Raw genomic sequence first — 22766 nt, forward strand, 5'->3', positions numbered from 1 at the left:
GGAGGCGCGATCGCTCGGCCGCCCAGGCGATGAGATGGCTGTGCAGGCTCTCGCTCGGCGAGGAGAGGATCGGGGCGCGGTCGCGGGTGCGTACCGCCGTCAGGAACGCCGCCACCAGCGCCTCGTCACCGCCACCGTGCCCGCCGCCGGCGGTGCCGTCGCCCGTGGAGCGGGTGTCGACCGTGTCGGTGCCGCCGGTGAGGAAGTCGGTGACGGTGAGGCGGTCGCCGTCGCCCTCGATAGAGCCGCGGGTGCCGAAGATCCGGGTCTGCCGGTGCGCGGCGGGGGTGAAGGCGGTCATGGTGAACGCGGCGGTGCCGCCGCCCTCGAACTCCAGGTTCACCACCTGGTGGTCGACCACATCGTTGTCGCAGGCGTACACGCACCTGCCGTACGGGCCGGTCCTGAGCGCTTCGAGGACGCCGCGCTCGGAGAGGTCGTCGGTGACCACGTTCAGCGGCCAGGCATCCTTGCCCGCCAGCGGCAGGTAGATGCGCTTGGCCGAGTAGGGGCAGGCGTCCTCGACGGCGCAGTCCAGGCAGCGGTCGGCCGCGCCCTCGGGCCGGTGCTCCGGCCGGAAGTGCTGGAGGCCGCCGAACGACGACACCTTGGTGACCTGCCTGCCGGTGAGGTGGACGAGCCAGTCGAGGTCGTGGCAGGACTTGGCGAGCAGCATGAACGTCGACTCGTCGGACCTGCGCCAGTTGCCCCGTACGTACGAGTGCGCCTGGTGCCACCAGCCGACCGGCTCCAGGTGCTGGATGCTGACGATCTCGCCGATCCGGCCGGCGTCGAGCAACGCCTTCAGCGCGCGGGTATACGGCGTGTAGCGCAGCACGTGGCAGACCGCGAAGATCGCGTCCGAGCGCTCGGCAGCGGCCACGATCGCCCGGCAGTCGTCCTCGGAGACGGCCATCGGCTTCTCCAGCAGGATGTCGTAGCCCAGCTCGGCGAAGCGCACCGCGGGCTCGACATGATCGGCGTCCTGCGTCGCGATGATCACGGCGTCCGCCTGCCGGGGGAGCGCCGCTGTAAACAGTTACCGTATGTCGGCCGACGCTAGGAATCCGAGGAGTTGGTCGTCAATAGGGAAGTTATGAGAGAGGGTCACGAAAGTTGACCAAGCTCCGGCCGGGCGCGGGCATCCTCATCGGCGGGCGGATGCACCGCGGCCGGTCGGGAGCCGTGGGCGAGATCGGCACGCTGCGCCAGGTCGGCTGGGAGGACGCCGCGATGGAGCTGGTCGCGATGGAGCTGGCCGCGAAGGAGCTGGTCGCGAAGGAGCTGGGCAAGGAGGGGGGCGCGGCGGAGGTGTTCGCGGCGGCGGGCGCGGGTGACGCGGACGCGACGCGCCGGCACCTGGCCGAGCTCTGCCTGAGCGCGCCCGAGGTGGTTGCCTCGACGTTCGGCGACGAGTCGGTAGCCCTGGGCGGGGTACGGCTGGCGCTCGACCACGTCGAACGCGAGGTGCTGGGCCTCTAGCCGGTGCCCCGCCACTGATCGTCGAACAAGGCATCATGAAATAGCGGGATAACGGCCGACAAAGGAGAGAACCCTTGAGAAATGGATCGCTGGCCCTGCTGAACCAGTGCCTGGATCGCGTCAGTGCCGATCAGGACGTCTCCCGCACCCTTGATCCGGCGCTGCTCGAACACGCCCGCCGCCTATTCGCGGCCCACGATGACGGACAGCCCGACATCGCGGTTCTCTCAACGGTGGGCTGGTTCCACTGGTTCCGGCTTATCGCGCTCGACGGGAAGAGCCCGGAAGAGAAGGAAATGGCGGTCAAGGCGTTCGCCCGCTGTCAGATCTATGACGACACCCCCTTGCCGCAGATGATCGTTCCTCATGTGCTCGACGAGGCCTTGGATCTGGCCACCGACCTTTTGCACCGGACAGCGACCTCCGACGATCCGCTCCTCGCCGACCAGGCCGTGGACGCGTGGCGACGCATCGAGGTCGTCATGTCCGCCGACAATCCCAACCGGGCCGCGGCACTGAACAACCTCAGGGTCGCGCTGTTGCTGCGGTTCGGGGACACGCTGGAACTGGCGGATCTGGAGGAGGCGGTCGCCGCCGGAAGGCAGGCGGTGCAGGCCGCCACCGCCGACGACCCCGACCGGGTCACGTACCTGATCTACCTCGGTGACACGCTGCAGATGTGGTCCCGGCAGGCCGAGGAACCCGCGCACGCGGAGGCGGCGCTCCCCGTCTGGGAGCAGGTGTTGCAGATCCTTCCCGCCGAGTCTCCCCATCAAGCGGCATCGCTGTCCGGCTTCGGGCATGCGTTGCTGACGCGGGCCGTCCGGACCGAGTCGCTTGAGGATCTGGACAAGGCCATCGCCCTGTGGCGGCAGGCCGTCCACATCAGCTCCGCCGATCACCCTGATCGGGGCAGGTATCTGTCCAACCTCGGTCTCGCGCTGAAGACGCGGTACGACCTGACCGCGGACCCGGCATATCTGGAGGAAGCGATCGCCGTCAGGGAGCAGGCGGGGCTGGCCGCCGAGGACGCGGGAGAAAGCGAGTGACGGGCCACTAAATGGCCAGGGCGGTGCGGACCAGCAGGTCGCGCACGGTCTCCTCGGGCAGGTCCATCGTCTGCACGACGCCCCATTGCAGGGCGCCGATCACGGCCCAGCCGCGGATCCTGGCAGCGGCGTCGGGGTCGGGGCCGGTGAGCCTGGCGAAGATCTCGTCCCTGAACGGCCTGATGGCCTCGCCCCGCGAGCCCGGCAGCGCGTCGTCGGCGCCGACGATGTCCTCCATCAGCAGGCGGATCACCGTGCGGTGCCGTACCACGAAGGTCGCCAGCGCCTCGACGAACGCCTGCCTGTCGCCCCCGAAGTCGGTGTCCAGCAGGACGAGGACGTCGTCGCCGGCGGGCGCGGTGAGCTCGGCGGCCAGCCGGTCCTTCGGGTGGAAGTGGTAGGCCACGGCCGTCTTGGTCAGGCCCACGGCGGCGGCGATGTCGGCCAGCGAGGTGGCCGCGTAGCCATGGGTCGCGAACAGCTCCCTGGCGGCGGCCAGAATCCGGGAACGCGTGTCGTCGGGTGTGTTCATCATCTCATTTCCCCGTGATCTACAGCCTTCCGGACATTTCGTGTTTAACGTAGTCCTGTACGACCGTACAGGACGGCCGTCGAGTTGGGGGATCGGGCGATGACGCGCTTTCTTGGACGACTGGGTGGCTGGTGCGCGCGGCACGGGCGGATCGTGCTGGCGTTATGGGTGATCGCGGCGGCCGGACTGATGGGCGGCAGCCTGGCGCTCGGCCGTCCGGTGAGCAGCGACGTGACGATCCCCGGCACCGACGCGCAACGGGCGCACGACCTGATGCTCACCGGCTTCGGCCCCGGCTTCGCGCCGGGCGGGACCGTGCAGCTCGTCCTCTACTCGGACAAGGGCACGCTCATCGACAAGGCCAGGAAGCGGGCCGTGGAGCAGGCGGCGGACCGCATCCGCACGATGCCGCACGTGGTGGCGGTCGATACGCCGGGCCGGAGCGGCGGCCTCGCCCCGAACCTGCGCATCGGCCTCATCACCGTGCGCATGGAGGGGCACGACAACACCAAGCTCGCCGAGACCACGCAGGCACTGTCGAAGGCCGCGGACCCGGCGCGGGCCGCCGGGCTTGAGGTCGTGCCCGCGGATGCCTCGACCCCGGCCGACAAGGAGATCAAGACCGGGCCCAGCGAGATCATCGGCGTGGTGTGCGCGCTGCTGGTGCTGGTGTTCGCGTTCGGGACGCTGACGGCGGCGCTGGTGCCGATCTTCACCGCGCTGGTCAGCGTCACCGCGGGGCTGGGCGTGATCGGCCTGCTCGGGTACGTCGTGGACGTGCCGAAGCAGGCGGGCATCATGGCCACGATGATCGGGCTGGGCGTGGGCATCGACTACGCGCTGTTCCTGCTGTCGCGGCATCGCCGGCTGCTGGGGTCCGGCGTGGGCGTGACGGAGTCGGTCCGGCGTACCGTGGCGAGCTCGGGCGGCGCGGTCGTGTTCGCGGGCGGCACGGTGATCATCGCGCTGAGCGCGCTGATGTTCGGCGGCTTCCCGCTGCTCAGCACGCTCGGGTGGATCACCGGTGTCTCCGTGGTGAGCGCCGTGCTCACCTCCGTCACGCTGGTGCCCGCCCTGCTGGGGTTGCTCGGGCACCGCGTCAACTCGCTGCGGATCCCGTTCCTCGGCAGGAAGCGGGCCGAGGGGTCCGGCTGGGCCGGTCTGGGCTCGTGGGTGGCGCGGCGGCCGTGGCGGGCGCTGCTGTCGAGCGTGCTCGTGCTGGGCGCCCTCGCCGCGCCCGCCCTGGCGCTCAAGCTCGGACCTCTCGACGCGGGGTACGGCGCGCAGGGGTCGGACTCGCGGCGCGCGTACGAGCTGATGGCCACCGGGTTCGGCCCCGGCGGCAACGGCCCGCTGATCGTCATCGCCACGCTGCCCGGCAAGGTCGCCCAGGCCACCGACCCCGTCGTGGACCGGATCTCGCGGGAGATCGACGCGGTGGACGGCGTTGCGCACGTGGCCCCGGCCAAGCTGAACACCTCGGGCCGCTCGGTGATGATCCAGGCCATCCCCGACTACTCGCCCAGCGACACCCGCTCCGCCCAGGTGGTGCGGGACGTCCGGGCCATCTCCGTGCCGGGGGTCGAGCTGCACGTGGGCGGCAAGGTGGCCGCCATGGTGGACGCGGGCGACCGCATGGCCGAGCGGACGCCGCTGGTGATCAGTGTGGTCGTGCTGCTCAGCGCGCTGTTGCTGCTGCTGGCCTTCCGCGCGCCGGTGGTCGCGATCAAGGCGGCGCTGATGAACCTGGTCTCCTTGGGGGCCGCCTTCGGCGCGCTGGCGCTGGTCTTCTCCCTGGGCCTGGGGAGCGGGCTGGTCGGCATGGACGCGCCGTCCAACGCCTCGTACCTTCAGACGATCTTCTTCAGTGTGCCGATCGAGAGCTATGTGCCGTTGATGCTGTTCGCGGTGCTGTTCGGGCTCTCGATGGACTATGAGGTCTTCCTGTTGACGTCTGTACGGCAGGCGTACCTCAAGCATGGTGACAACAGCCGCGCGGTCGCCGAGGGGCTGGGCGCGACGGGACGGGTGATCACCTCGGCGGCGCTCATCATGGTGGCGGTGTTCGTCGCGTTCATCGCCTATCCGGACCCGATGGTCAAGACGTTCGGTGTGGGGCTGGCCGTGGCCGTCGCCGTGGACGCCACGATCATCCGCGGCTTCCTCGTCCCGGCCACCATGGTGCTGCTCGGGCGGCTGAACTGGTGGTGCCCGCGCTGGCTGGACCGCCTTCTGCCGAACCTGTCGGTCGAGGGGCACGAGGAGGAGCCTTCGGCCGCCCCGGCCAAGGACCTCGTCACCACTGGTTAGAGCGTTCGTGGTGGCTGGGGTCCTTTCGGGGAGAGGGCTAGCGGATCCACAGGCAGAACGGGTGGCCGGCGGGGTCGAGGTAGACGCGGACGTCCTCCTGTGGTTGGTAGTCGGCCAAGGTCGCGCCTGCCGCCACCGCGTGGGCGCCGGCCTCGTCCAGGTCGTCGACCTCGAGGTCGAGGTGCATCAGCATCTGCTGGTCGCCGGGACCGGCCGGCCAGACGGGTGGCACGTACGCCTCGTCGGTGCTGAACGACAGCCCGGCGCCGCCGCCGTGCGGGGGGCGGAGGGTCACCCAGCCGGGTTCGTCCTCGCCGATGCGCCAGCCGAGGAGGCGCTGGTAGAAGATCGCCAGGGCCTTGGCGTCCGTGGACTCCAGCACGGTGGCCGAGAGGGTGAAATGCGGCGTCACGGGACCATGTACTGGTCGTGGCGCAGGTACAAGTCCGTCCACTCCTCGTCGGTGAGCTGCCTGCCGGTGCTGACGATGTCGGCCAGCTCCTCGAAGTACGCCTCGCGCGGCGCCCCCGGCGTGAACAGGATCAGCATCGAGACGGGCGCGCCGGACTCGTTGCGGAACCCGTGCACCCCGCCCTCCGGTACATGCAGGAAGTCCCCGGCGTTGCCCTCCGCCCACTCCTTGCCGTTGTAGAGCTTGACGGTGCCGGACAGGACGTAGAACGACTCGGTGATCGTCCGGTGGAAGTGCGCTCCGGCGCCGCCGGGGCGCGGGCCCATCTCCCAGCGGTACAGGCCGAAGGCGCCGTTGGTCGACGCGCCGGTGCCCAGGTAGTGGACGTCGGTGCCCCGGGGGTCGGCGCCGGGGGCGTACATGCGGAGGTCGGGTGGCGTGGCGGCCGGGCGCAGAACGCCGCTGGCCTCGCCGGTGTCGGCCAGGTATCGCGCGTCAGGGTATGACATGTCGTGACTCCTCGCTGTTCCTCATGGAATGCGAGGTTAGAAGACGACCACCGTTCTGGCCACCGCGCCCCGCCGTACCTGCTCGACGGCCTCGTTGATCTGCTCCAACGCCACCCGTTCCGTGATCAGCCCGTTGAGGTCGAGCCGGCCGCGCAGGAACTGACCGGCCAGCATCGGCAGGTCCCGGTGGGGGGCGGCGTCGCCGCCCTGGGTGCCCATCAGGCGGCGTGAGGAGAACAGCAGAGCCGGGTCGATCTCGACGGGCTGACCGGCGGGCGGGCTGCCGACCATGACCGTGGTGCCGCCGGGCGCGGTCGCCGCGAACGCGCTCGCCAGCACGCCGGGGACGCCGGTGACGTCGAAGGCGTACTCGACGCCGCCTCTGACCAGCTCGCCGACCTGGGCGGGGAGGTCGTCGGGCACCAGGGTGTGGGTGGCGCCGAAGCGTTCGGCGAGCTTGAGCTTCTGGTCGGCCACGTCGGCGGCGACGATCGTGGTCGCGCCGGCCAGCACCGCGCCCTGGATGACGTTGAGCCCGACGCCGCCGCAGCCCACCACGAGGACGCTGGAGCCGGGCGTGACCTGGGCGACGTTCATGACGGCGCCGACGCCCGTGATGACGCCGCAGGCCAGCAGGCACATGGAGTCGAACGGCGCGTCCTTGGGGATCTTCACGCAGGTGGCCTCGCGGACCACGGCGTACTCGGCGAAGGAGCCGATGCCGATGAAGCGCCGGGTCTCCTGGCCGTCGAGCGTGATCCGCGGCTCGCCACCCATGATCGCGGTCATCCTGGCCGGGCCGGAGCACAAGGGGAAGCGGCCGGCGCCGCAGTTGCGGCACTTGCCGCAGGGCCCGCTCATGGAGATGATCACGTGGTCGCCCGGCTTGACGGCGGTCACGCCGGTGCCGACGCTCTCGACGACGCCGGCGCTCTCGTGGCCGAGGACGAACGGCAGCTTGTGGACGACCGGGCTCTTGCCGTCGATGGCCTTGAGGTCGGAGCCGCAGACGCCGGACGCCTTGATCTGTACGCGTACCTCCCCGGGGCCGGGATCGGCGATCTCCACCTCGCGGATCTCCATGGGCTGGTGGAAATCGGTCAGTACGGCCGCGCGCATCAGCATGCGCCTCACGCTAGCCGGGCAGTCGATTGTGAGCAAGCGATTGCTCGGCACCGTTGACACCCCTCGCAGGCAAATTTACGCTGACCAAAAACCAAGCGAGCGCTAGGCCAAAGCGGCTGCGCGCCTTGCCGTACAAAGGTGAGAACGATGGTGCGACGACATCAACGGCGGGCCGCGGCGGTGATGCTGGCGGTAGCGCTGCTGGCAGGGTGCGCGGCTCAGCAGAAGAGCGCCGGCGGTGGCACGGCGGGCGTGACCGACACGAGCGTGAAGGTCGGCGGGGTGCTCACGAAGACCAGTGCCAGCGGCTACTCCACCAAGGACGCCGAGATCGGGGCGAAGGCCAGGTTCGAGCGGGCCAACGCCGAAGGCGGCGTCAACGGGCGGAAGATCGAGTTCGTCGGCGCGGAGGACGACGGCCAGGACGCGGCCAAGGGCGACGCCGCGGCCAAGAAGCTCGTGCAGAAGGACCAGGTGTTCGCGCTGGTGCCGGTGCACGCGCCCAACTTCGGCGGCGCCGCCTTCCTGGAGCAGCAGGGCGTGCCGTGGTTCGGCTGGGCGACCGGGCCGCAGTGGTGCGGCACGAAGACCGGGTTCGGCTACAGCGGCTGCCTGGCGCCCAAGAAGGGCGCGGGCTCGCAGACCTGGTGGGGCAGCCAGATGGCCGACCTGCTCGGCGGCGCGAGCGGCAAGACCGTGTACGTGCAGACCACCGACTCCAGCGGCAGCAAGTACGGCGGCACCACGATCTCGCAGTCGTTCCAGGCGGCGGGGTTCAAGCTGGTCGGCCTCAACTCCGGCCTGCCCGCCGCGGCGCCGCCGCCCGACTGGCTGCCGTACGTCAACAAGATCATGACGTCCAATGGCGGCAAGGCGCCCGACGTCCTGGTGTCGATCATCGCCGGCACCAAGTTCAACGTCGGCCTCTACTCGGCGCTGAAACGGGCCGGCTACAAGGGCGTGCTGACCGACGCCACCAGCTACGACCCGGCCATCCTGAAGGACCCGGCCAGCGCGCAGGCACTGGAGGGCGTGGTGGCCGCGCCGATGTTCGAGCCGTTCGAGTCGACCGCGCCAGAGATCGCCGCCTTCAAGGCCGACGTCGAGAAGGTGTCGCCCGGCGCCACGCTGACCCAGCACATGGCCATCGGCTACTGGGCGGCCGACATCTTCCTCGACATGCTGAAGAAGACCGGCAAGGACCTGACCAGGGAGAAGTTCCTGGCCACCGGCAACGGCTCGTACACCTACGAGAACGCCGGCTTCGGCCGGGTCCAATACCCCAAGGACCACAACGAGCCGAACGGTTGTGGCGCCCTGGTCAGGCTGGAGGGCGGCGCCTTCCAGGTGGCCAAGAGCATGAAGTGCTTCGACAACGTGCCGCTCAAATGATCCTTGGCTACCTGCTCAGCGGCCTGGTCACCGGGGCGATCTTCGCCGTCATGGGGTCCGGCCTGACGCTGTCGTACGCGGCGACCGGGGTGTTCAACTTCGCCCACGGCGCCGTCGGGTTCCTGGCCGCGCTGGTGTTCTACCAGCTCAACCTGGCCGCGGGGCTGCCCGCCTGGCTCGCCGGGCTGCTGGCCGCCGGGGTGTTCGCGCCCGCGCTGGGCTACCTGCTGCACCTGGCCATGTTCAGGGGGCTGGCCCGGGCGGGGGAGACCGCGCAGATCGTCGGCACGATCGGCCTGACGATCGCGCTGCCCGCGCTCGGCCTGTTCGTCGTGGACCTGCTCGGGCTGCCGAGCGCCGACGGCACGACGCTGCCGCGCGGACTCGGGCCGCATCCGGCGCTCGGCTTCGAGGTGCTCGGCGCGCGGCTCGACACCGACCAGCTCATCACGTTCTGCTTCTCGGCGGTGGCGGCTCTCGGGCTGTGGGCGTTCATGCGGCACACGCCGTACGGCCTGCGCATGCGGGCCTCCGTCGACCGGCGGCGGCTGGCCACGCTGCGCGGCATCGACGTGGACGCCACCTCGGCCCTGGCCTGGATGCTCGGATCGGGACTGGCGGGGCTCGCCGGGGTGCTGGCCGTACCGATGCTCGGGCTCGACGCCACCGCCTACACCGTGTTGCTGTTCGCCTCGGCGACGGCCGCGGTGTTCGGGCGGCTGCGGTCGATCCCGTGGACGTTCGCCGCCGGGTTGGCGCTCGGCGTGGTGCAGAACCTGGTCGCCGGATACACCGACTTCCTCCAGGAGATCACCGGGCTGCGGACGGCGGTGCCGGTCATCCTGCTGTTCGCCGGGCTGGTGCTGCTGAACAGGTCGCGCGAACGGGTGGCCGGGAGCGCGGCCGAGGACGCGCCGCCGCCCGACCACCTGGCGGGCGTGCCGCTGTGGCGACGGCGGCTGCCGTGGGTGGCCGGCCTGGTGGCGCTGCTCGGCTTCACCTTCGCCGGTTCCGAGTACTACGTGGGCCTGGCCGCTCAGGGCCTCGTGCTGGCGTTGATCTTCTGCTCGTTCGTGGTGGTGACCGGGATCGGCGGTATGGTGAACCTGGCCCAGGCCGCCTTCGCCTCCATGGCGGCGCTGACCTGCGGGTGGGCGTTCTCGGCCGGGTGGCCGCTGTTCGCGGCGATCGTGGTGGGGGTGCTGGCGGCCAGCGCGGTGGGCCTGCTGGTGGCGCTGCCCGCGCTCCGGCTCGGCGGGCGAGTCCTCACGCTGGCCACGCTGGCGCTGGCCCTGCTGGCCGACCAGGTGCTGTTCCAGGTGGACGCGTTCAGCAACGGGACGATCGGCTGGGCGCTGCCGGCGCTCGGCTTCGGGTTCGCCGACACCTCCGATCCACGGGTGCGGGTGGTGCTGCTGCTCACGCTGATCGGGCTGGTCGGGCTGCTGGTGCGCAACCTCGAACGATCGGCGTCCGGGCGGGCGATCCTGGCGGTCCGCTCGGCTCCCGCTGCGGCGACCACCTCCGGGCTGTCGGGGCCGCGAGCCAAGATCGTGCTGTTCGCGCTGGCCTCGGCCATCGCGGGGCTGGGCGGCGTGCTGTTCGCCGTGTCCAAGGGGTCCATCACGGCCACCGATCTGCCGGCCTTCTCGGGGTTCGTCTGGCTGGCGGTGGTGGTGCTGCAGGGGGTACGGCGGATCGGCGGGGCCGTGCTGGGCGGGCTCGTGGCGGTGGCGGTGCCTGAGCTGCTGGCCACGTGGGGGGTGTCGGCGCAGGTGGGGGCCATTCTGTTCGGGGCCGGGGGGATGATCCTGGCCAAGCATCCGGACGGGGTGCTGGCCCAGCTCGCCGAGTCCCGCCACCGGCGGCGTCAGGCGCGGGCCGTGGCCGCCGATCCGTTAGGGCCCGTGGCCGCCACCCCGGAACGGGCCACGGCCGCTGCCCCGAGCGCGTTCGCCGTCCCGGCGCAGCCCGTGGCCGCCGCCCCGAACGCATCCGTCCCCGAAGCGCTGTTCCGGCTCGACGGGGTGGTGGCGGGGTACGCCGACTGCACGGTCCTGCGGGGCGTGGATCTCGACGTGCGGCCCGGCGAGGTGGTGGCGCTGCTGGGCGCCAACGGCGCGGGCAAGTCGACCACCTGCGCCGTGGCGGCCGGCGATCGGCCCGTGTCCGCCGGGCGGGTGCTGCTCGACGGCCTCGACGTCACCGCCTGGCCGGCCCACCGACGGGCCCGGGCAGGCGTGCTGCTGGCTCCCGAGGGGCGAGGGGTGTTCCCCGGGCTCACCGTGGAGGAGAACCTGCGTACCTGGCTGGCCGAGCCCGACGCCGTCTACGAGCGGATGCCCCAGCTCGCGGCCCGTCGTACGGTGCTCGCCGGCGCGCTGTCCGGCGGCGAGCAGCAGCTGCTCACCCTCGCCCCCGCGCTGGCCCGGCCGCCCAGGGTGCTGATCGCCGACGAGCCGTCGCTGGGTCTGGCGCCGATGATCGTACGGCAGGTGTTCGAGGTGTTCGCCGAGCTGCGCGAGCGCGGGGTGGCGCTGCTGCTGGTCGAGGAGAAGGCCACTGAGGCGCTGGCGATCGCCGATCGGGTCGCCTTCATGCGTCTTGGCCGCGTCGTGTGGGCCGGGCCGCGCGCCGAGGTGGACGGCGACCGCCTGACCGCCGCCTACCTGGGAGTGACGTGATGTCCGTTTACTTGGGGGTGACGTGATGTCCGTCGCGCGGGAAGTCGAGCGCACCGACGTGATGCTGGCCGTGCGGGACGTGTCGGTGACGTTCGGCGGGGTAACGGCGCTGGACGCGGTGACGTTCGAGGTGCCCGAGGGGCAGGTCTGCGGAGTCATCGGGCCGAACGGGGCGGGCAAGACGACGCTGTTCGACGTGGTGTCAGGGCTGCGCCGGCCGAGCGGCGGCCGGGTGCGCGTGGCGGGCGCGGACATGACCGTGGTGCCGCCGGTCAAGAGGGCTCGCGCGGGCGTTCGCCGTACCTTCCAGCGGACGCAGGTCTTCGGGCGGCTCACCGTGGCCGACAACGTGCTGGCGGCGCTCGACTGGCACGGCGGCGGGGGCGGCCTGATGGCCGACCTGACCGGCCTGCCCGCGCGGCGGCGGCTCGAACGCGAGCGGCGGGCGCGCGTGGCCGAGGTGCTGGAGCTGTGCGGGCTGGCCGCGCTGCGCGACGCCTACGCAGCCGCGCTGCCCGTCGGCCAGCGCAGGCTGGTCGAGCTGGCCCGCGCCATCGCCGACCGGCCGCGCCTGCTGCTGCTCGACGAGCCCACCTCGGGCCTGGACGCGGACCAGACGGTACGGCTGCGCGCGGTCGTCGCCGCGCTGGACACCACGGTGCTGCTGGTCGAGCACGACATGGGCTTCGTCATGGACACCTGTGACCGGCTCGTCGTCCTGGACCTCGGCCGGGTCATCGCCACCGGCACCCCGGCGCAGGTCCGCGACGACCCGGTGGTGCGGGCCGCCTACCTCGGCTGACGGGAGTCTGTCCGCCGGGAGGGGTCCTCTTAGCGGGCCGCCTTGACGACGGCGCCGCGCCCTGTGATCAAGGCTCCAGCGTGATTCCCTCCCGCCGGAGGTCCTCGATGATCCCGTCCACCAGCCGGGTGCTGACCGTGTGGTCCAGCCGCCCGTTCTCGCGCAGCTCCCGTACGGCCGGCACCGGGTCGGGGTCGGCGAACAGGCGCTCGTCCGCGTAGTCGACCGGCCGGCCGGTGGGATCGATCGTCCACCAGGAGGCTTCCAGCGCGATGCCGTTGGGGTCGCTGAAGTAGATCGACCGCAGGAAGCCGTGGTCGATCACGTCGGTGACCTCGCAGGCGTGCGCCTTGAGCCGATCGCGCAGCCGGACCAGCGCGTCCTCGTCGGGCAGATGCAGCGACAGATGGTCGAACTGGGCGGCCTTGGCGTAGGGGACGCCGGCGGGCTTGGCGAAGCTGTCGAGCTCCTGCCCGGTGTATTCGAAGAAGGCGACGGTGTTACCCGGCGCCACCTCGAAGAAGTAGTGCTTGAACGCGGGGATCGCCAGCGTGGTGACGAGGCGAGCGTCGAGCACGCCGTGCCAGAAGCGCACAGTGGCGTCCATGTCCGCAGTCACCAGGGCGAGGTGGTGCACACCCCGCCAGTGCACCGTTTCGGGGGTTTCAGCCATACATTGACCGTACGCCTTTCAACTATTGCTGGCTATGAGGCCTCGTGTCAGTACCCTGGGGCCGCTTTGAGCGCCGCCAGCAGATGCGTGTGCACCCTGGCGACGGCGGCCCTGGCCAGGCCGCCTGAGCGGACCGCGAGGTAGCCGGTGTTGATCGGCGCCAGCTCCGGCTCCGCGAGCGTGACCAGCCGGCCCGCCGCCACATCGGCCCGGCACAGGTACGCGGGCAGGACGGAGACGCCCATCCCGGCCCGCACCGCGTTCAGCACGCCCCGCAGGTCGGGGATCACCACCTGCGCGGCCATCGCCGGCCGCTTGCCGAAGACCGTCCGCCAGTAGCGGCGCACGATGGGCAGGTCCTCGGCGTAGGCGATCAGCGGCCTGGTCCCGCAATCCTCCTGCGCGGCCAGTTCGGGACTGGCCACCAGCAGGAACTCCTCGTCGTATGCGGGCTCCGCCTGGACGCCCCGGACGCGCGGCCGGATCGTGGACACCACCAGGTCGAGCCGCCCGGCCGCCAGATCGGCGAGCAGGCCGTCGGACAGCCCGAACGTGGTGCGCAGCCGCAACCCGTCGCGCACCAGCGGCGCGAGCAGCGGGATCACCTGCTCGCAGACGAACTCGGCGGGCCCGCCCAAATGGACCGACTGCTCCGACGGCAGCTCCGCCTCCACCACCGCGTCCAGCGCGTCGAGCGAACCGGCAACCCGGCGCGCCAGCTCGTCCGCGGCGGCGGTGGGGGCGACGCCGCGCGGCAGCCGGTCGAACAGCGGCCGGTCCAGCGCCGCCTCCAGCGTCTTGACCTGGGCGGTGACCGCGGGCTGCGACAGGCCGAGCGTCTGCGCGGCCGCCGTGATCGAGCCGGTGCGGTGAACCGCGAGGAAGGTCCGGAGCAGGTCGAGCGAGAGCGACATATCAGCATTCTGATGGCTGCCTGGAGTGGGCGCCCGGTTGGCGGGCGGAGGAGGCGGAAACGCCGCCGCTTGGCGGTTGTCCCCCTGTCGCCGTCCTTCCATCATCGAGACGTACGGTGAGATCTCGTGGAGGGAAGCGACATGGCGGTTCATCCCAATCTCGACCCGGAGCTGAGGGCGGCGCTCGACCAGTTGGTCATGCCGTCGACGGATCTCAGTGACCCGGCCCTCGATCTCAGCGGGCACCGGGCGCAGATCAACGCCATGCTCGCGGCCGCCCCCAGACCGGACACCGAGGTCGTCATCGAGGACCGGTACGTGCCGGGGCCCGAAGGCGCGCCCGACGTGCGGCTGCGGATCTACCGGAAGCCGGGGACGGACACCGGCCGGCCCGGTCTGTACTGGATCCACGGCGGCGGCATGATCGTCGGGACGCCGGACATGGACGACCTCATGATGATCGGGTTCGCCGAGCAGCTCGACGCCGTGATCGTCTCCGTGGACTACCGGCTCGCGCCCGACCACCCGCATCCGGCGCCGGTCGAGGACTGCTACGCCGGACTGGTATGGACCGCCAAGAACCTCGGCGAACTCGGCATCGACCCCGCCCGGCTGGCCGTGGGCGGGGCGAGCGCGGGCGGCGGGCTCGCGGGCGCCACCGTGCTGCTGGCCCGTGACCGGGGCGGCCCCGACATCTCGTTCCAGCTGCTGGTCTGCCCGATGCTCGACGACCGCAACATCACGCCGTCCAGCCACGAGTTCGCCGAGGCGGTGGTCTGGAACCGGGCCGCGAACCTGTTCGGGTGGAAGGCCCTGCTCGGTGACAAGGCGGGGACCGAGGATGTCTCTCCCTATGCCGCTCCGGCGCGGGCCACGGACCTGTCCGGGTTGCCGCCGACGTTCGTGGACGTGGGCGAGCTGGAGGTGTTCAGGGACGAGTGCATCGACTATGTGCAGCGGCTGGTCCAGGCTGGGGTTTCGACGGAGTTCCACCTTTACCCGGGCGCTTTCCACGGGTCTGACGGGTTGATTCCGGACACGGAGCTGAGTAGGCGGGCGCGGGCGGCTCGGCTGGCGGCGCTTCAGCGGGCGTACCGGCAGGACGGCTCATAGCGCGGCTGACCGCTGGGGGGCTACGGAGTCGAGGTCGGGCGGCGGTGGAGTTTCAGGTCGGCGGGCAGGCCGTGGCGGGCACGGTAGTCCTGCGCGCCGATCTGGTGCTTGGCCACGGCGTGTGCGGCCAGGCCGCGGGTCCACGCACCGCACTCCAGGCACACGAGCTGGCCGTCCCGTTCGGGTTGTCGGCCGTACGGCACCGCCGCCAGCTCAGCAGTTGACAGTGGCGGATGGGGGCGCGGTGTCCGGGGCACGAAGCCGACCGGCCGCGCTCCCCTGGGCGGGGTGAAGCCGTGCCGGTGGCGTAGCTCACGGGTCTTGCGCTGGGTGACGCCCAGCAGCTCGGCCAGGTCGGTGCCGTTCCAGTCGGCGGTGGCGGTGAGCAGGGCGGTCAGCGAGGCGTACCCGAGCTCGCGGGCCCGCGCCTCATGCGGATCGATGCCGTGCCGGGCCAGGTAGTCGGCCATCTTGACGCCGTGCATCACCGACACGTGCTGGACCAGGGTCTTGAACCAGCGCCCGCACTCCAGGCACAGCAGGTGACCGTTGCGGGTGGGCTGTGTACCGTGCGGCACGGCCGCGAGCTCGCCGGCCGGGATCGCCGGGAGCAGCGACGGATTCTTGACGACATAGTCCTTGGCCCAGCGGCCGGGCGCCTCGAATCCCAGCCGCCGGCGCAGCTTGTAGACGCGGCCCTTCGTGATGCCCAGCAGCGCGGCGATCTCTTGGTTGGTCAGCTCCGGGTGGCGGGTGAAGAGCTGCTCGATGCTGACGTACCCCGCTGCCCGGCATCGCTCGGCGATCTCGGCCGCGAGCTTGGCCTTGCGGGCCGCGGTCCCTAGATGACCGTATTTGACCACAGTTCCGCCGGTGCGCCGCGCGGCCCGCACGCCCGCGCGGGTCAGAGAGTCCCGCCCGGCCGCCTTCGACAGCTCGGCCAGTTCTTGCCGGGAGCGTTTGGGGCGCAGCTGGGCCCGGAACTCCGGGTCGGTGTCCCACTTGGCGCGCTGCGCCTGCCTGCGAACCGCTTTGACCGGGGTGGAGTGCAGGCCGAAGCCGCGCGGCAGCTCATGGACGCGCCGGTAGTCATCGGCTGACATGACGTGTTTCGCCACGACATGCTGGCCGAGCTGCTTGAACCACAAGCCGCATTCCAGGCAGATGAGCTTGCCTTCGGACTCCGGTTGCACGCCCGGTGGGACGTCGGTGGGCTTGCCGGGCGGGATCCAGTGTCCTGGCCGGCCATTCTGGTTCTCGGTCACCCGGTCCCACTCCTGAAGATCATCCTGTTTCGCCGTTGGCGCGCAGGCGTACAAGGGCCAGGGCCAGGTGGGCGCGCAGGCGCCCGGCGGAGTCGGCGAGGGAGAAGCCCAGGGCCGACTCCGCCCGTGCGATCCGTACGGCCATCGAGCTGTGGTGCAGGTGCAGGACGGTGGCGGCCCGGCGTACCGAGCCCTCGGCGCAGAGCGCCCGCACGGCCGCGCGGCCCTCGCCGCCGAGCCGTTCCATCGACCGCACGTCGGCCAGCTCGGCGATCGCCGCGTCCGGCACGTCGGCGTAGAGGGCCAGCGCGCCCAGCTCGGTCCAGCGCACCACGCGGTCCTGCGGGCCGGTGAAGCGCAGCGCAGTGCGCGCGCCCGTCCACGACTCGGCCACCCGCGAACCGGGCAGCTCGGGGCCGATGCCGACGCGTGCCGAGTCGGGCAGCCGTGGCAGCGCGGAGGCCACCAGCACCGCCTCCGTGTCGCCGATCCGGGCCGCGCGTACGTGGTGCCCCATCGTTCGCAGGCCGGGCACCAGGGCGAAGCCCTTGTCCGCGGGGACCGCGATGGCCAGCGCCTGCAGTGGCGTCGCGGGATCGAACCCCAGCAGTCGCAGCGCCCGCGCCCGCTCGGCCTCGCCGGTCTCCGCCGACAGCGCCAGCTCCACCAGCGCAGGGTCCCTGCCCTCCCGGGCCAGTGCGACGGCGCGCTCCAGCGTGACCTCCGCCGCGGCCGCGAACCGTTCGAGGACGATCTCGTCCATCCCGTGCGGGGTGCCCTCACGCTCCATCCAGACCGCGCCGAGACCGGCGGCCAGCTCTCTGACCGCGCCGGGCCGGTCGTTGTGGTCGACGTGGTCGACCTGACCGCCGGGGTGCCTGCGGGTGGCTCTGCCGGTGGCCGCGTCGAGCAGGCCCACCGGGCACTGGGTCAGGTGGGCGGTCGCCGAGAGGAGCACGGGGACACTCACGTGGTCGCGTACCAGCGAGTCGAAGTAGGCGATGACGCGCACGGCGCTCTCCGCGTCGGTGTCCAGTGTCGACAGGCGGAGCAGCAGTCCTTGCACCGCTTCAGGGTATGTCCGAATATCGCTGTCTGGCGACTCGACCAAGCGTGCGCTAGGTTGGTCTTGTGGATCTCGACTTCTCCGCGGCCGAGCAGGATTTCCGTGCCGAGGTTCGCGACTGGCTGGCCCGTCACGTACCCGACGGGCTGCCGTCGATGGACACTCCCGAGGGCTTCGAGGCGCACCGCGCGTGGGAGGCGCTGCTCGCCTCCGCCCGGCTGTCCGCCGTCTCCTGGCCGGAGGAGTACGGCGGCCGGAACGCCTCCCTGATCGAGTGGCTGATCTTCGAGGAGGAGTACTGGGCCGCGGGCGCCCCCGGCCGGGTCACCCAGAACGGGATCTTCCTGCTGGCCCCGACCCTGATGGCGTACGGCACGGAGGAACAGCGACGGCGCTGGCTCCCCGGCATGGCCAAGGCCGACGAGGTCTGGGCGCAGGCGTGGTCCGAGCCGGAGGCGGGCAGCGACCTGGCCGCGCTGAAGTCCCGCGCGACGCGGGTGGAGGGGGGCTGGCGGCTGTACGGGCAGAAGACGTGGAGTTCCCGTGCCGCCTACGCCTCACATGGGTTCGGCCTCTTCCGCACCTCGGAGGAGGGTAGGCACCGGGGGCTGACGTACTTCATGTTGTCGCTCGACCTCGACGAGGTGACGGTCCGGCCGATCGCGCAGCTCGATGGGCTGCCCGGGTTCGCGGAGCTGTTCTTCGACGGGGTCTTCGTACCTGACTCGATGGTGCTCGGCGCGCCAGGCGAGGGCTGGCGGATCGCGATGGCCACCACCTCATCCGAACGCGGCTTGGCCCTGCGCAGCCCCGGCCGCTTCCTGGCCACCGCCGACCGGCTCGTCCACCTGGCCCGCGACGCGGGTCCAGAACTCGCCGACCGGGCGGTCCGTTGCTGGACCGATGCCGAGGCGTACCGCCTGCACACCTTCGCCACCGCCCGCAGGCTCATGTCGGGTGCCGAGATCGGGTCCGCGTCCAGCATGGGCAAGGTCTTCTGGTCCGAGCTGGACCTGCGGATGCACACCCTGGCCATGGAACTGCTCGGCGAGCGGGCGGGGGAGACGCCGTGGCTCGACGGGTTCCTGTTCGCGCTGGCGGGGCCCATCTACGCGGGCACGAACGAGATCCAGCGCAACATCATCGCCGAACGAGTCCTGGGGCTGCCCCGATGAAGTTCGTGTTCACCGACGAGCAACTGGCCCTGGCGGCGACCGTACGGGATGTGCTGCGCGCCCACTGCCCACCCGCCGCGCTGCGCTCCGAGCGCCGCCCGGCTTGGGAGCAGCTGGCCGAGATCGGGTTCTTCGGGCTGCTCCTGCCGCCGGACGCCGACGGGCTCGAGCTCAGGCTGGTGGACGCCCTGCCCGCGCTGGAGGAGACCGGTCGGGCCTGCCTGCCCGGACCGGTCGTGGAGACCGCCGTGGCGGCGCCGTACCTGCTGGACGACGTTGCGAAGCTCGCCTCCGGGTCGGTCTGCGTGAGCGTGCTGCTGCCCGGCCAGGCGTACGCCCCTGACGCCGACCTGGCCGACCTGCTCGTGGTCGCGCGCGCCGACGGCCTGCACCTGGTCTCCAGGGATTCCGTACGGCTGACGTCCCGGCCCGGTGTCGACCCGTGCCGGCGGCTGTTCGATGTCTCCTTTGACGACTCCGTACTCCTGGACCGCTCGTACGTCCCAGCCCTGCGGCGGGTCACCGTGGCGACGGCCGCGCAGCTCATCGGGGTGGGCCGGCAGCTGCTGGCGGCCGCCGTGACGCATGCCCAGGTCAGGACCCAGTTCGGGGCGGCCATCGGGTCGTTCCAGGCGGTCAAGCATCAGCTGGCCGACGTGGCCATCGCACTGGACTTCGCCGCACCCCTCGTCCACCGCGCGGCGCTGTCGGTGGACGACCCGGTGGTGCCGACCGTGGATCGGGATGTCAGTGCCGCCAAGGCCGCGGCGGGTGAGGCGGCTGCGCTGGCGGCCCGGGTGGCGCTGCAGGTGCACGGCGCGATCGGCTACACCGACGAGCTGGACCTGCGGTTCTGGCTGGCGCGGGCCTGGTCGCTGTCGGCCGCGTACGGTGGCTCGGCCGTACACCGGGCCCGCGTACGGGAATCGGTGATCGGCGGCGACCTGAGGCGGTACCCGTGAGGTACGGCGTCCCGCTCGGGCTCATCCACCCGGCCGCCTGGAAGGACGTGGCGGTGGCCGCCGACGAGCTGGGCTTCGAGTCCGTGTGGCTGCCCGAGCACCTCGTCTTCAGCACCGACCTGTCGCTGGCCCTCTATCCGGGCACCTCGGAGCCGGGCATCAAGCCGGGCACGCCGCTGTTCGACGCGCCCGCGTACCTGTGCTGGCTGGCCGCGCTGACCTCCCGGATCAGGCTCGGTACGGCCGTACACCTCTTCGCGCTGCGCCACCCGTTCGTGTCGGCCCGTGCCTTCGCCACGCTCGACGTGGTGTCGTCGGGCCGGGCGATCTGCGGGGTAGGGGCGGGCTGGTACCGGGGGGAGTGGGACGCGGCCGGGATTCCGTTCGCCTCGCGCGGGGCCCGGCTGGACGAGGCGATCGAGGTGGCCAGGCGGCTGTGGAGTGCGCCGGTGGTCACGCATTCGGGGCGGTTCTACTCCTTTCCCGAGGTGGCGTTCGAGCCCAAGCCCGTACAGCACCGGCTGCCGATCCTGTGCGGCGGCGAGTCGCCTGCCGCCCTGCGCCGGGCGGCGACGCTGTGTGACGGCTGGATCAGCATGCCGCACACCCTGGAGTCGATCAGACCGCAGCTGTCCCGGCTGTCTGAGCTGCGGGGGGAGCGGCGTTGCTCGGTGACGGCGCACGCGTACTCGCTGGCGTCGCCGGAGGAGGTGACGGACTGGGCGGAGCTGGGGGTGGACCGGCTGATCGTCCGCCCGTGGAAGCGCAGCCGCGACGCCGTCTCCAGCCTGGCCACGTTTGCGAGCGAGTACGGCGTCACGTCGCGTTAGCGGTGCGTGCCTCAGGGTGTAAGGAACCGACGCCCAGGAGAACGTCATCGTTCCCGAATCTCAAAATGAGCAGCGTAGTGGAGTCGATCAACCAGAAGTCGTGTGACCGTGCAGGACCATCTGAAAGCGATCTTCGCCAAGGCGGGCGTCCGTAGCCGGCGCGTGTTCGTCGCCCAGCTTCTCACGGCCCATCCCCCGGAAGTGTGGACCTGAGGGGCATCCCAGGGCCGGTCAGGCGCGGTGGCGGCCCCTGCGGGAGCCCGGCTTGCGGGGCTCCCGCGCCTCGACGACGGTGACGCCTTGCGCGTGTGCGGCCGTCTGCAGGCGGTCGTCCCCGGTACGTCTGGCCGCCCGTAGGAAGTCGTTCGCCGCGTGCTCGTCGTCGCCTCCCACCGCCAGGGAGGTGGGCGCCAAGCTCTCGTGGTTTCGGTGACGGCGGCCATGGAGGGTGGCGTCAAAAGGCTCGGTGCCGAACAGCTCGAGATGGGACGGGGCGGCCAGCGGAGCGCGGTGACGACGGCCGTGCGGCGAGGAGTCCTGGGCGAACCCCTCGGTGGGGTGAGGAGCGGCGGAGCGGTGGCGTCGGCCGCGCAGCGGGCCCTCGGACGTGAAGGGAGCCGGCTCCTCGATCGGGTGCCCGCTGCGGCGACGTCGGCCGTAGTAGCCGCCGCCCGTCTGAGGACTGTGCGGCTCGCCGGGTGCGGGCCAGGGCTCGGTCGCGCGCGTGTACGGCGTGCGCCCGCCGGGGTGCTGCGACGCGGCGCTGACCCGTCGTGCGGTGGTACTGGAACGGCCCCCGGGGTGTTGTGCGGAGCGGGACGCGGGATGGTGCGGGGTGGCGGCACGGCGGGTGGACGGGGTGAAAGCGTCGAACGTCGCCGTCGCCTCCCGAACAGGGGAGAAGGCGTCGAAGGTTGTCGTCGCCTCCGGGATGGGGATCGAGGCGAGGGACAGCAACGCGGCGATCGGCTCGGTCGGCTCCAGGTGGACCGCTGCCGGCACCAAAAGCTCGACCGGCTCCGAGCGGACCGCCGTCGGCACCAAAAGCTCGGCCGGCTCCAGGTGGACCGCTGCCGGCATCGAAAGCTCCGCCGAAGCGGTCGACCCCACCAGCTCCAGCGGGGTCCTCACCGGGATGGTGACGTCCGTGGACGTACCGGCGCCGACCAGCACAGGGGCCGCGCCGGCGCGGGTCTTGCGACGGTGGCGGTGGCGGGTGGCCGGGCCCGTGGAGCGTGCGGCCGGGGCGGTGACGGCGGCCACGCGGGCCGGGCGTACGCGCAGCTGCCTGGTCTTGGCCACGGCGAGGACCGCGAGGGCGGCCACCAGCGTGGAGCCGATCAGCGCGGGGGACGAGAGAGCGGGCACCGGTGCGCTGGACGAGGCGTCGACGACGGTGGGAAGGGGCGCGGGGTTGCTGGTGACCGCGTTGGTGTCGGCGGTGGCCGGCTTGGCGTGCTTGCCCTTCTTGGGCGCCTGCTCGGCGGCCTTCGTGGTGGCCGCGGGCGCCGACTTGCGGGTGGCCGTGGGGGCCGGGGCGGCGGCCTGCTGGGGAGTGTCCGCGCCCGTGGCCTGCTTGGGGCGGGCGACCAGCGGGGCCTCTCCTTGCCCGATGCGGGGGATCATGTCGACGAGCGGGGTGCCGTCGGGGAGTTGGAGCTGGCCCACGTCGGTCGTGGAGGTGGACGCCTGGTCGTCAGCCCGGTGCTGCGCGTCCCACTCGCCCTCGACCTGGTTCTTGGCGGCCTCGTTCTCCAGGCGGGTCTTGATCTTCTCCGGGTAGCCGTAGCCGACGACCTTGCTGGTGTCACGTTCCTTGCGTTTGGCGACGCCGCCGTCGATGTTGCCCTCGATCGTGAAGATCTTGTCGCCCTCGACCTTGGTCACCAGGCCGACGTGGTCGATGGCGTCGATGTCGTTCGAGCCGCTCCAGTCGTAGAAGACCAAGGCGCCGGGCTTGGGCTTGTGGCCCCACGCGCCCTGCTCCTTGAACCACTCGGCGTGCCCCACCGTCCAGGCGAACTGTCCGATCCAGTCCTGGTAGCCGAGCTTGTGAGCGGCCCACGACAGGTACATGTCACACCAAGGGGCGGAGGTGTAGTCGGCGTCGAACTCGACGTTCTTGCCGTACCAGTGGCCGAACTTGGTGTACGCGTCGGCCTTCTCGGAGTAGCCGAGCTGACTCTCGAGCAGGTCGATGTACTTCTTCATCTCAGGCGTCATTGACGTGCGAGGGAACCTTCCGGGCAAGACCGGGTTTACCCACACAGCCCTGGGTAGAGGGACGCATGTGGCAAAACCGGCGGCCTGTCATCTTCCGTGCTGAAGGAGGCTACCGTGACGAAAGGGCAGGTCAGGTACGGGTCAAGGTAGCTCCAAGAGGTCATGCGACCCTAAACCGCAGGTCAAAAGCTTGCCAGAAATGTCCCAAAGAAGACTGGTTGATAGTAAAAGATCTACCTTTGGGTGTC

Annotated in this window: 19 protein-coding genes and 1 pseudogene; 10 read left to right on the top strand and 10 right to left on the bottom strand. The window is 71.3% G+C overall.

The features are described 5' to 3' along the window. Nucleotides 1-70: 70 nt before the first annotated feature. Nucleotides 71-1003 (bottom strand): annotated as a pseudogene (locus LDL49_RS39145) (Gfo/Idh/MocA family protein); the annotation flags it as partial. Nucleotides 1004-1116: 113 nt separating this feature from the next. Here LDL49_RS39145 and LDL49_RS39150 point away from each other — a divergent pair. Beyond that, nucleotides 1117-1482: a hypothetical protein gene (locus tag LDL49_RS39150; protein ID WP_225299215.1), complete on the top strand. Its 366-nt coding sequence runs from the start codon at nucleotides 1117-1119 to the stop codon at nucleotides 1480-1482. A 74-nt stretch (nucleotides 1483-1556) separates the two neighbouring features. Continuing rightward, on the top strand, nucleotides 1557-2531 hold the full coding sequence (locus LDL49_RS39155) for a tetratricopeptide repeat protein (protein ID WP_225299217.1): 975 nt from the start codon (nucleotides 1557-1559) through the stop codon (nucleotides 2529-2531). A 7-nt stretch (nucleotides 2532-2538) separates the two neighbouring features. On the opposite strand, the gene LDL49_RS39160 is transcribed toward LDL49_RS39155, so the two are convergent. Next, nucleotides 2539-3066, bottom strand: a complete 528-nt coding sequence (locus LDL49_RS39160; protein ID WP_225299219.1) for a TetR/AcrR family transcriptional regulator — start codon at nucleotides 3064-3066, stop codon at nucleotides 2539-2541. A gap of 96 nt (nucleotides 3067-3162) precedes the next feature. Between LDL49_RS39160 and LDL49_RS39165 the strand changes: the two genes are divergently transcribed. Next, nucleotides 3163-5373 carry an MMPL family transporter gene (locus LDL49_RS39165; RefSeq protein ID WP_225299221.1) on the top strand — a complete coding sequence of 737 codons (2211 nt, stop codon included), beginning with the start codon at nucleotides 3163-3165 and terminating at the stop codon, nucleotides 5371-5373. A gap of 37 nt (nucleotides 5374-5410) precedes the next feature. Here LDL49_RS39165 and LDL49_RS39170 read toward each other — a convergent pair whose 3' ends face one another. Genes LDL49_RS39170 through LDL49_RS39180 form a run of 3 tightly spaced genes read right to left on the bottom strand, consistent with a single transcriptional unit; the run spans nucleotide 5411 to nucleotide 7419 of the window. Next, complete coding sequence (locus LDL49_RS39170) at nucleotides 5411-5785, bottom strand: VOC family protein (RefSeq protein WP_225299223.1); 375 nt, start codon at nucleotides 5783-5785, stop codon at nucleotides 5411-5413. Beyond that, complete coding sequence (locus LDL49_RS39175; protein ID WP_225299224.1) at nucleotides 5782-6294, bottom strand: cupin domain-containing protein; 513 nt, start codon at nucleotides 6292-6294, stop codon at nucleotides 5782-5784. Before LDL49_RS39175 ends, LDL49_RS39170 begins: the two co-directional genes overlap by 4 nt. A gap of 36 nt (nucleotides 6295-6330) precedes the next feature. Next, on the bottom strand, nucleotides 6331-7419 hold the full coding sequence (locus tag LDL49_RS39180) for an alcohol dehydrogenase catalytic domain-containing protein (protein WP_225299226.1): 1089 nt from the start codon (nucleotides 7417-7419) through the stop codon (nucleotides 6331-6333). 147 nt (nucleotides 7420-7566) lie between these two features. Between LDL49_RS39180 and LDL49_RS39185 the strand changes: the two genes are divergently transcribed. Genes LDL49_RS39185 through LDL49_RS39195 form a run of 3 tightly spaced genes read left to right on the top strand, consistent with a single transcriptional unit; the run spans nucleotide 7567 to nucleotide 12297 of the window. Continuing rightward, nucleotides 7567-8811, top strand: coding sequence for an ABC transporter substrate-binding protein (locus LDL49_RS39185; RefSeq protein WP_225299228.1), 1245 nt, complete (start codon nucleotides 7567-7569; stop codon nucleotides 8809-8811). Next, entirely contained in the window at nucleotides 8808-11495 is a 2688-nt protein-coding gene (locus LDL49_RS39190; RefSeq protein WP_225299230.1) for an ABC transporter permease subunit, read from the top strand. Before LDL49_RS39185 ends, LDL49_RS39190 begins: the two co-directional genes overlap by 4 nt. A 25-nt stretch (nucleotides 11496-11520) precedes the next feature. After that, nucleotides 11521-12297 carry an ABC transporter ATP-binding protein gene (locus LDL49_RS39195; protein ID WP_225299233.1) on the top strand — a complete coding sequence of 259 codons (777 nt, stop codon included), beginning with the start codon at nucleotides 11521-11523 and terminating at the stop codon, nucleotides 12295-12297. A 67-nt stretch (nucleotides 12298-12364) separates the two neighbouring features. Here the strand turns inward: LDL49_RS39195 and LDL49_RS39200 are convergent, their stop codons facing one another. Next, nucleotides 12365-12970, bottom strand: a complete 606-nt coding sequence (locus LDL49_RS39200; protein ID WP_225299235.1) for a VOC family protein — start codon at nucleotides 12968-12970, stop codon at nucleotides 12365-12367. Between the two features lie 47 nt (nucleotides 12971-13017). After that, on the bottom strand, nucleotides 13018-13884 hold the full coding sequence (locus tag LDL49_RS39205) for a LysR family transcriptional regulator (RefSeq protein WP_225299237.1): 867 nt from the start codon (nucleotides 13882-13884) through the stop codon (nucleotides 13018-13020). Nucleotides 13885-14025: 141 nt separating this feature from the next. On the opposite strand from LDL49_RS39205, the gene LDL49_RS39210 reads away from it, so the two are divergent. After that, nucleotides 14026-14997 carry an alpha/beta hydrolase gene (locus LDL49_RS39210; RefSeq protein ID WP_225299239.1) on the top strand — a complete coding sequence of 324 codons (972 nt, stop codon included), beginning with the start codon at nucleotides 14026-14028 and terminating at the stop codon, nucleotides 14995-14997. A 20-nt stretch (nucleotides 14998-15017) separates the two neighbouring features. Here the strand turns inward: LDL49_RS39210 and LDL49_RS39215 are convergent, their stop codons facing one another. Both LDL49_RS39215 and LDL49_RS39220 read right to left on the bottom strand, forming a co-directional pair. Beyond that, complete coding sequence (locus tag LDL49_RS39215) at nucleotides 15018-16262, bottom strand: MucR family transcriptional regulator (RefSeq protein ID WP_225299241.1); 1245 nt, start codon at nucleotides 16260-16262, stop codon at nucleotides 15018-15020. A 19-nt stretch (nucleotides 16263-16281) separates the two neighbouring features. Beyond that, nucleotides 16282-17328, bottom strand: coding sequence for a helix-turn-helix domain-containing protein (locus LDL49_RS39220; RefSeq protein WP_225299242.1), 1047 nt, complete (start codon nucleotides 17326-17328; stop codon nucleotides 16282-16284). 65 nt (nucleotides 17329-17393) lie between these two features. On the opposite strand from LDL49_RS39220, the gene LDL49_RS39225 reads away from it, so the two are divergent. Genes LDL49_RS39225 through LDL49_RS39235 form a run of 3 tightly spaced genes read left to right on the top strand, consistent with a single transcriptional unit; the run spans nucleotide 17394 to nucleotide 20295 of the window. Continuing rightward, complete coding sequence (locus tag LDL49_RS39225) at nucleotides 17394-18503, top strand: acyl-CoA dehydrogenase family protein (protein WP_225299244.1); 1110 nt, start codon at nucleotides 17394-17396, stop codon at nucleotides 18501-18503. Beyond that, on the top strand, nucleotides 18500-19465 hold the full coding sequence (locus LDL49_RS39230) for an acyl-CoA dehydrogenase family protein (protein WP_225299246.1): 966 nt from the start codon (nucleotides 18500-18502) through the stop codon (nucleotides 19463-19465). Before LDL49_RS39225 ends, LDL49_RS39230 begins: the two co-directional genes overlap by 4 nt. After that, the gene (locus LDL49_RS39235) at nucleotides 19462-20295 is read left to right on the top strand and encodes a TIGR03619 family F420-dependent LLM class oxidoreductase (RefSeq protein WP_225299248.1); all 834 of its coding nucleotides are present in this window, start codon (nucleotides 19462-19464) and stop codon (nucleotides 20293-20295) included. The genes LDL49_RS39230 and LDL49_RS39235 overlap by 4 nt, the downstream gene beginning before the upstream one ends. A 231-nt stretch (nucleotides 20296-20526) precedes the next feature. Here the strand turns inward: LDL49_RS39235 and LDL49_RS39240 are convergent, their stop codons facing one another. Continuing rightward, nucleotides 20527-22518 (bottom strand): CHAP domain-containing protein, encoded by a 1992-nt coding sequence (locus tag LDL49_RS39240; protein WP_225299250.1) that lies wholly within the window; start codon nucleotides 22516-22518, stop codon nucleotides 20527-20529. Nucleotides 22519-22766 lie beyond the last annotated feature (248 nt).

The organism is Nonomuraea aurantiaca, from assembly GCF_020215705.1.
GTDB lineage: Bacteria > Actinomycetota > Actinomycetes > Streptosporangiales > Streptosporangiaceae > Nonomuraea > Nonomuraea aurantiaca.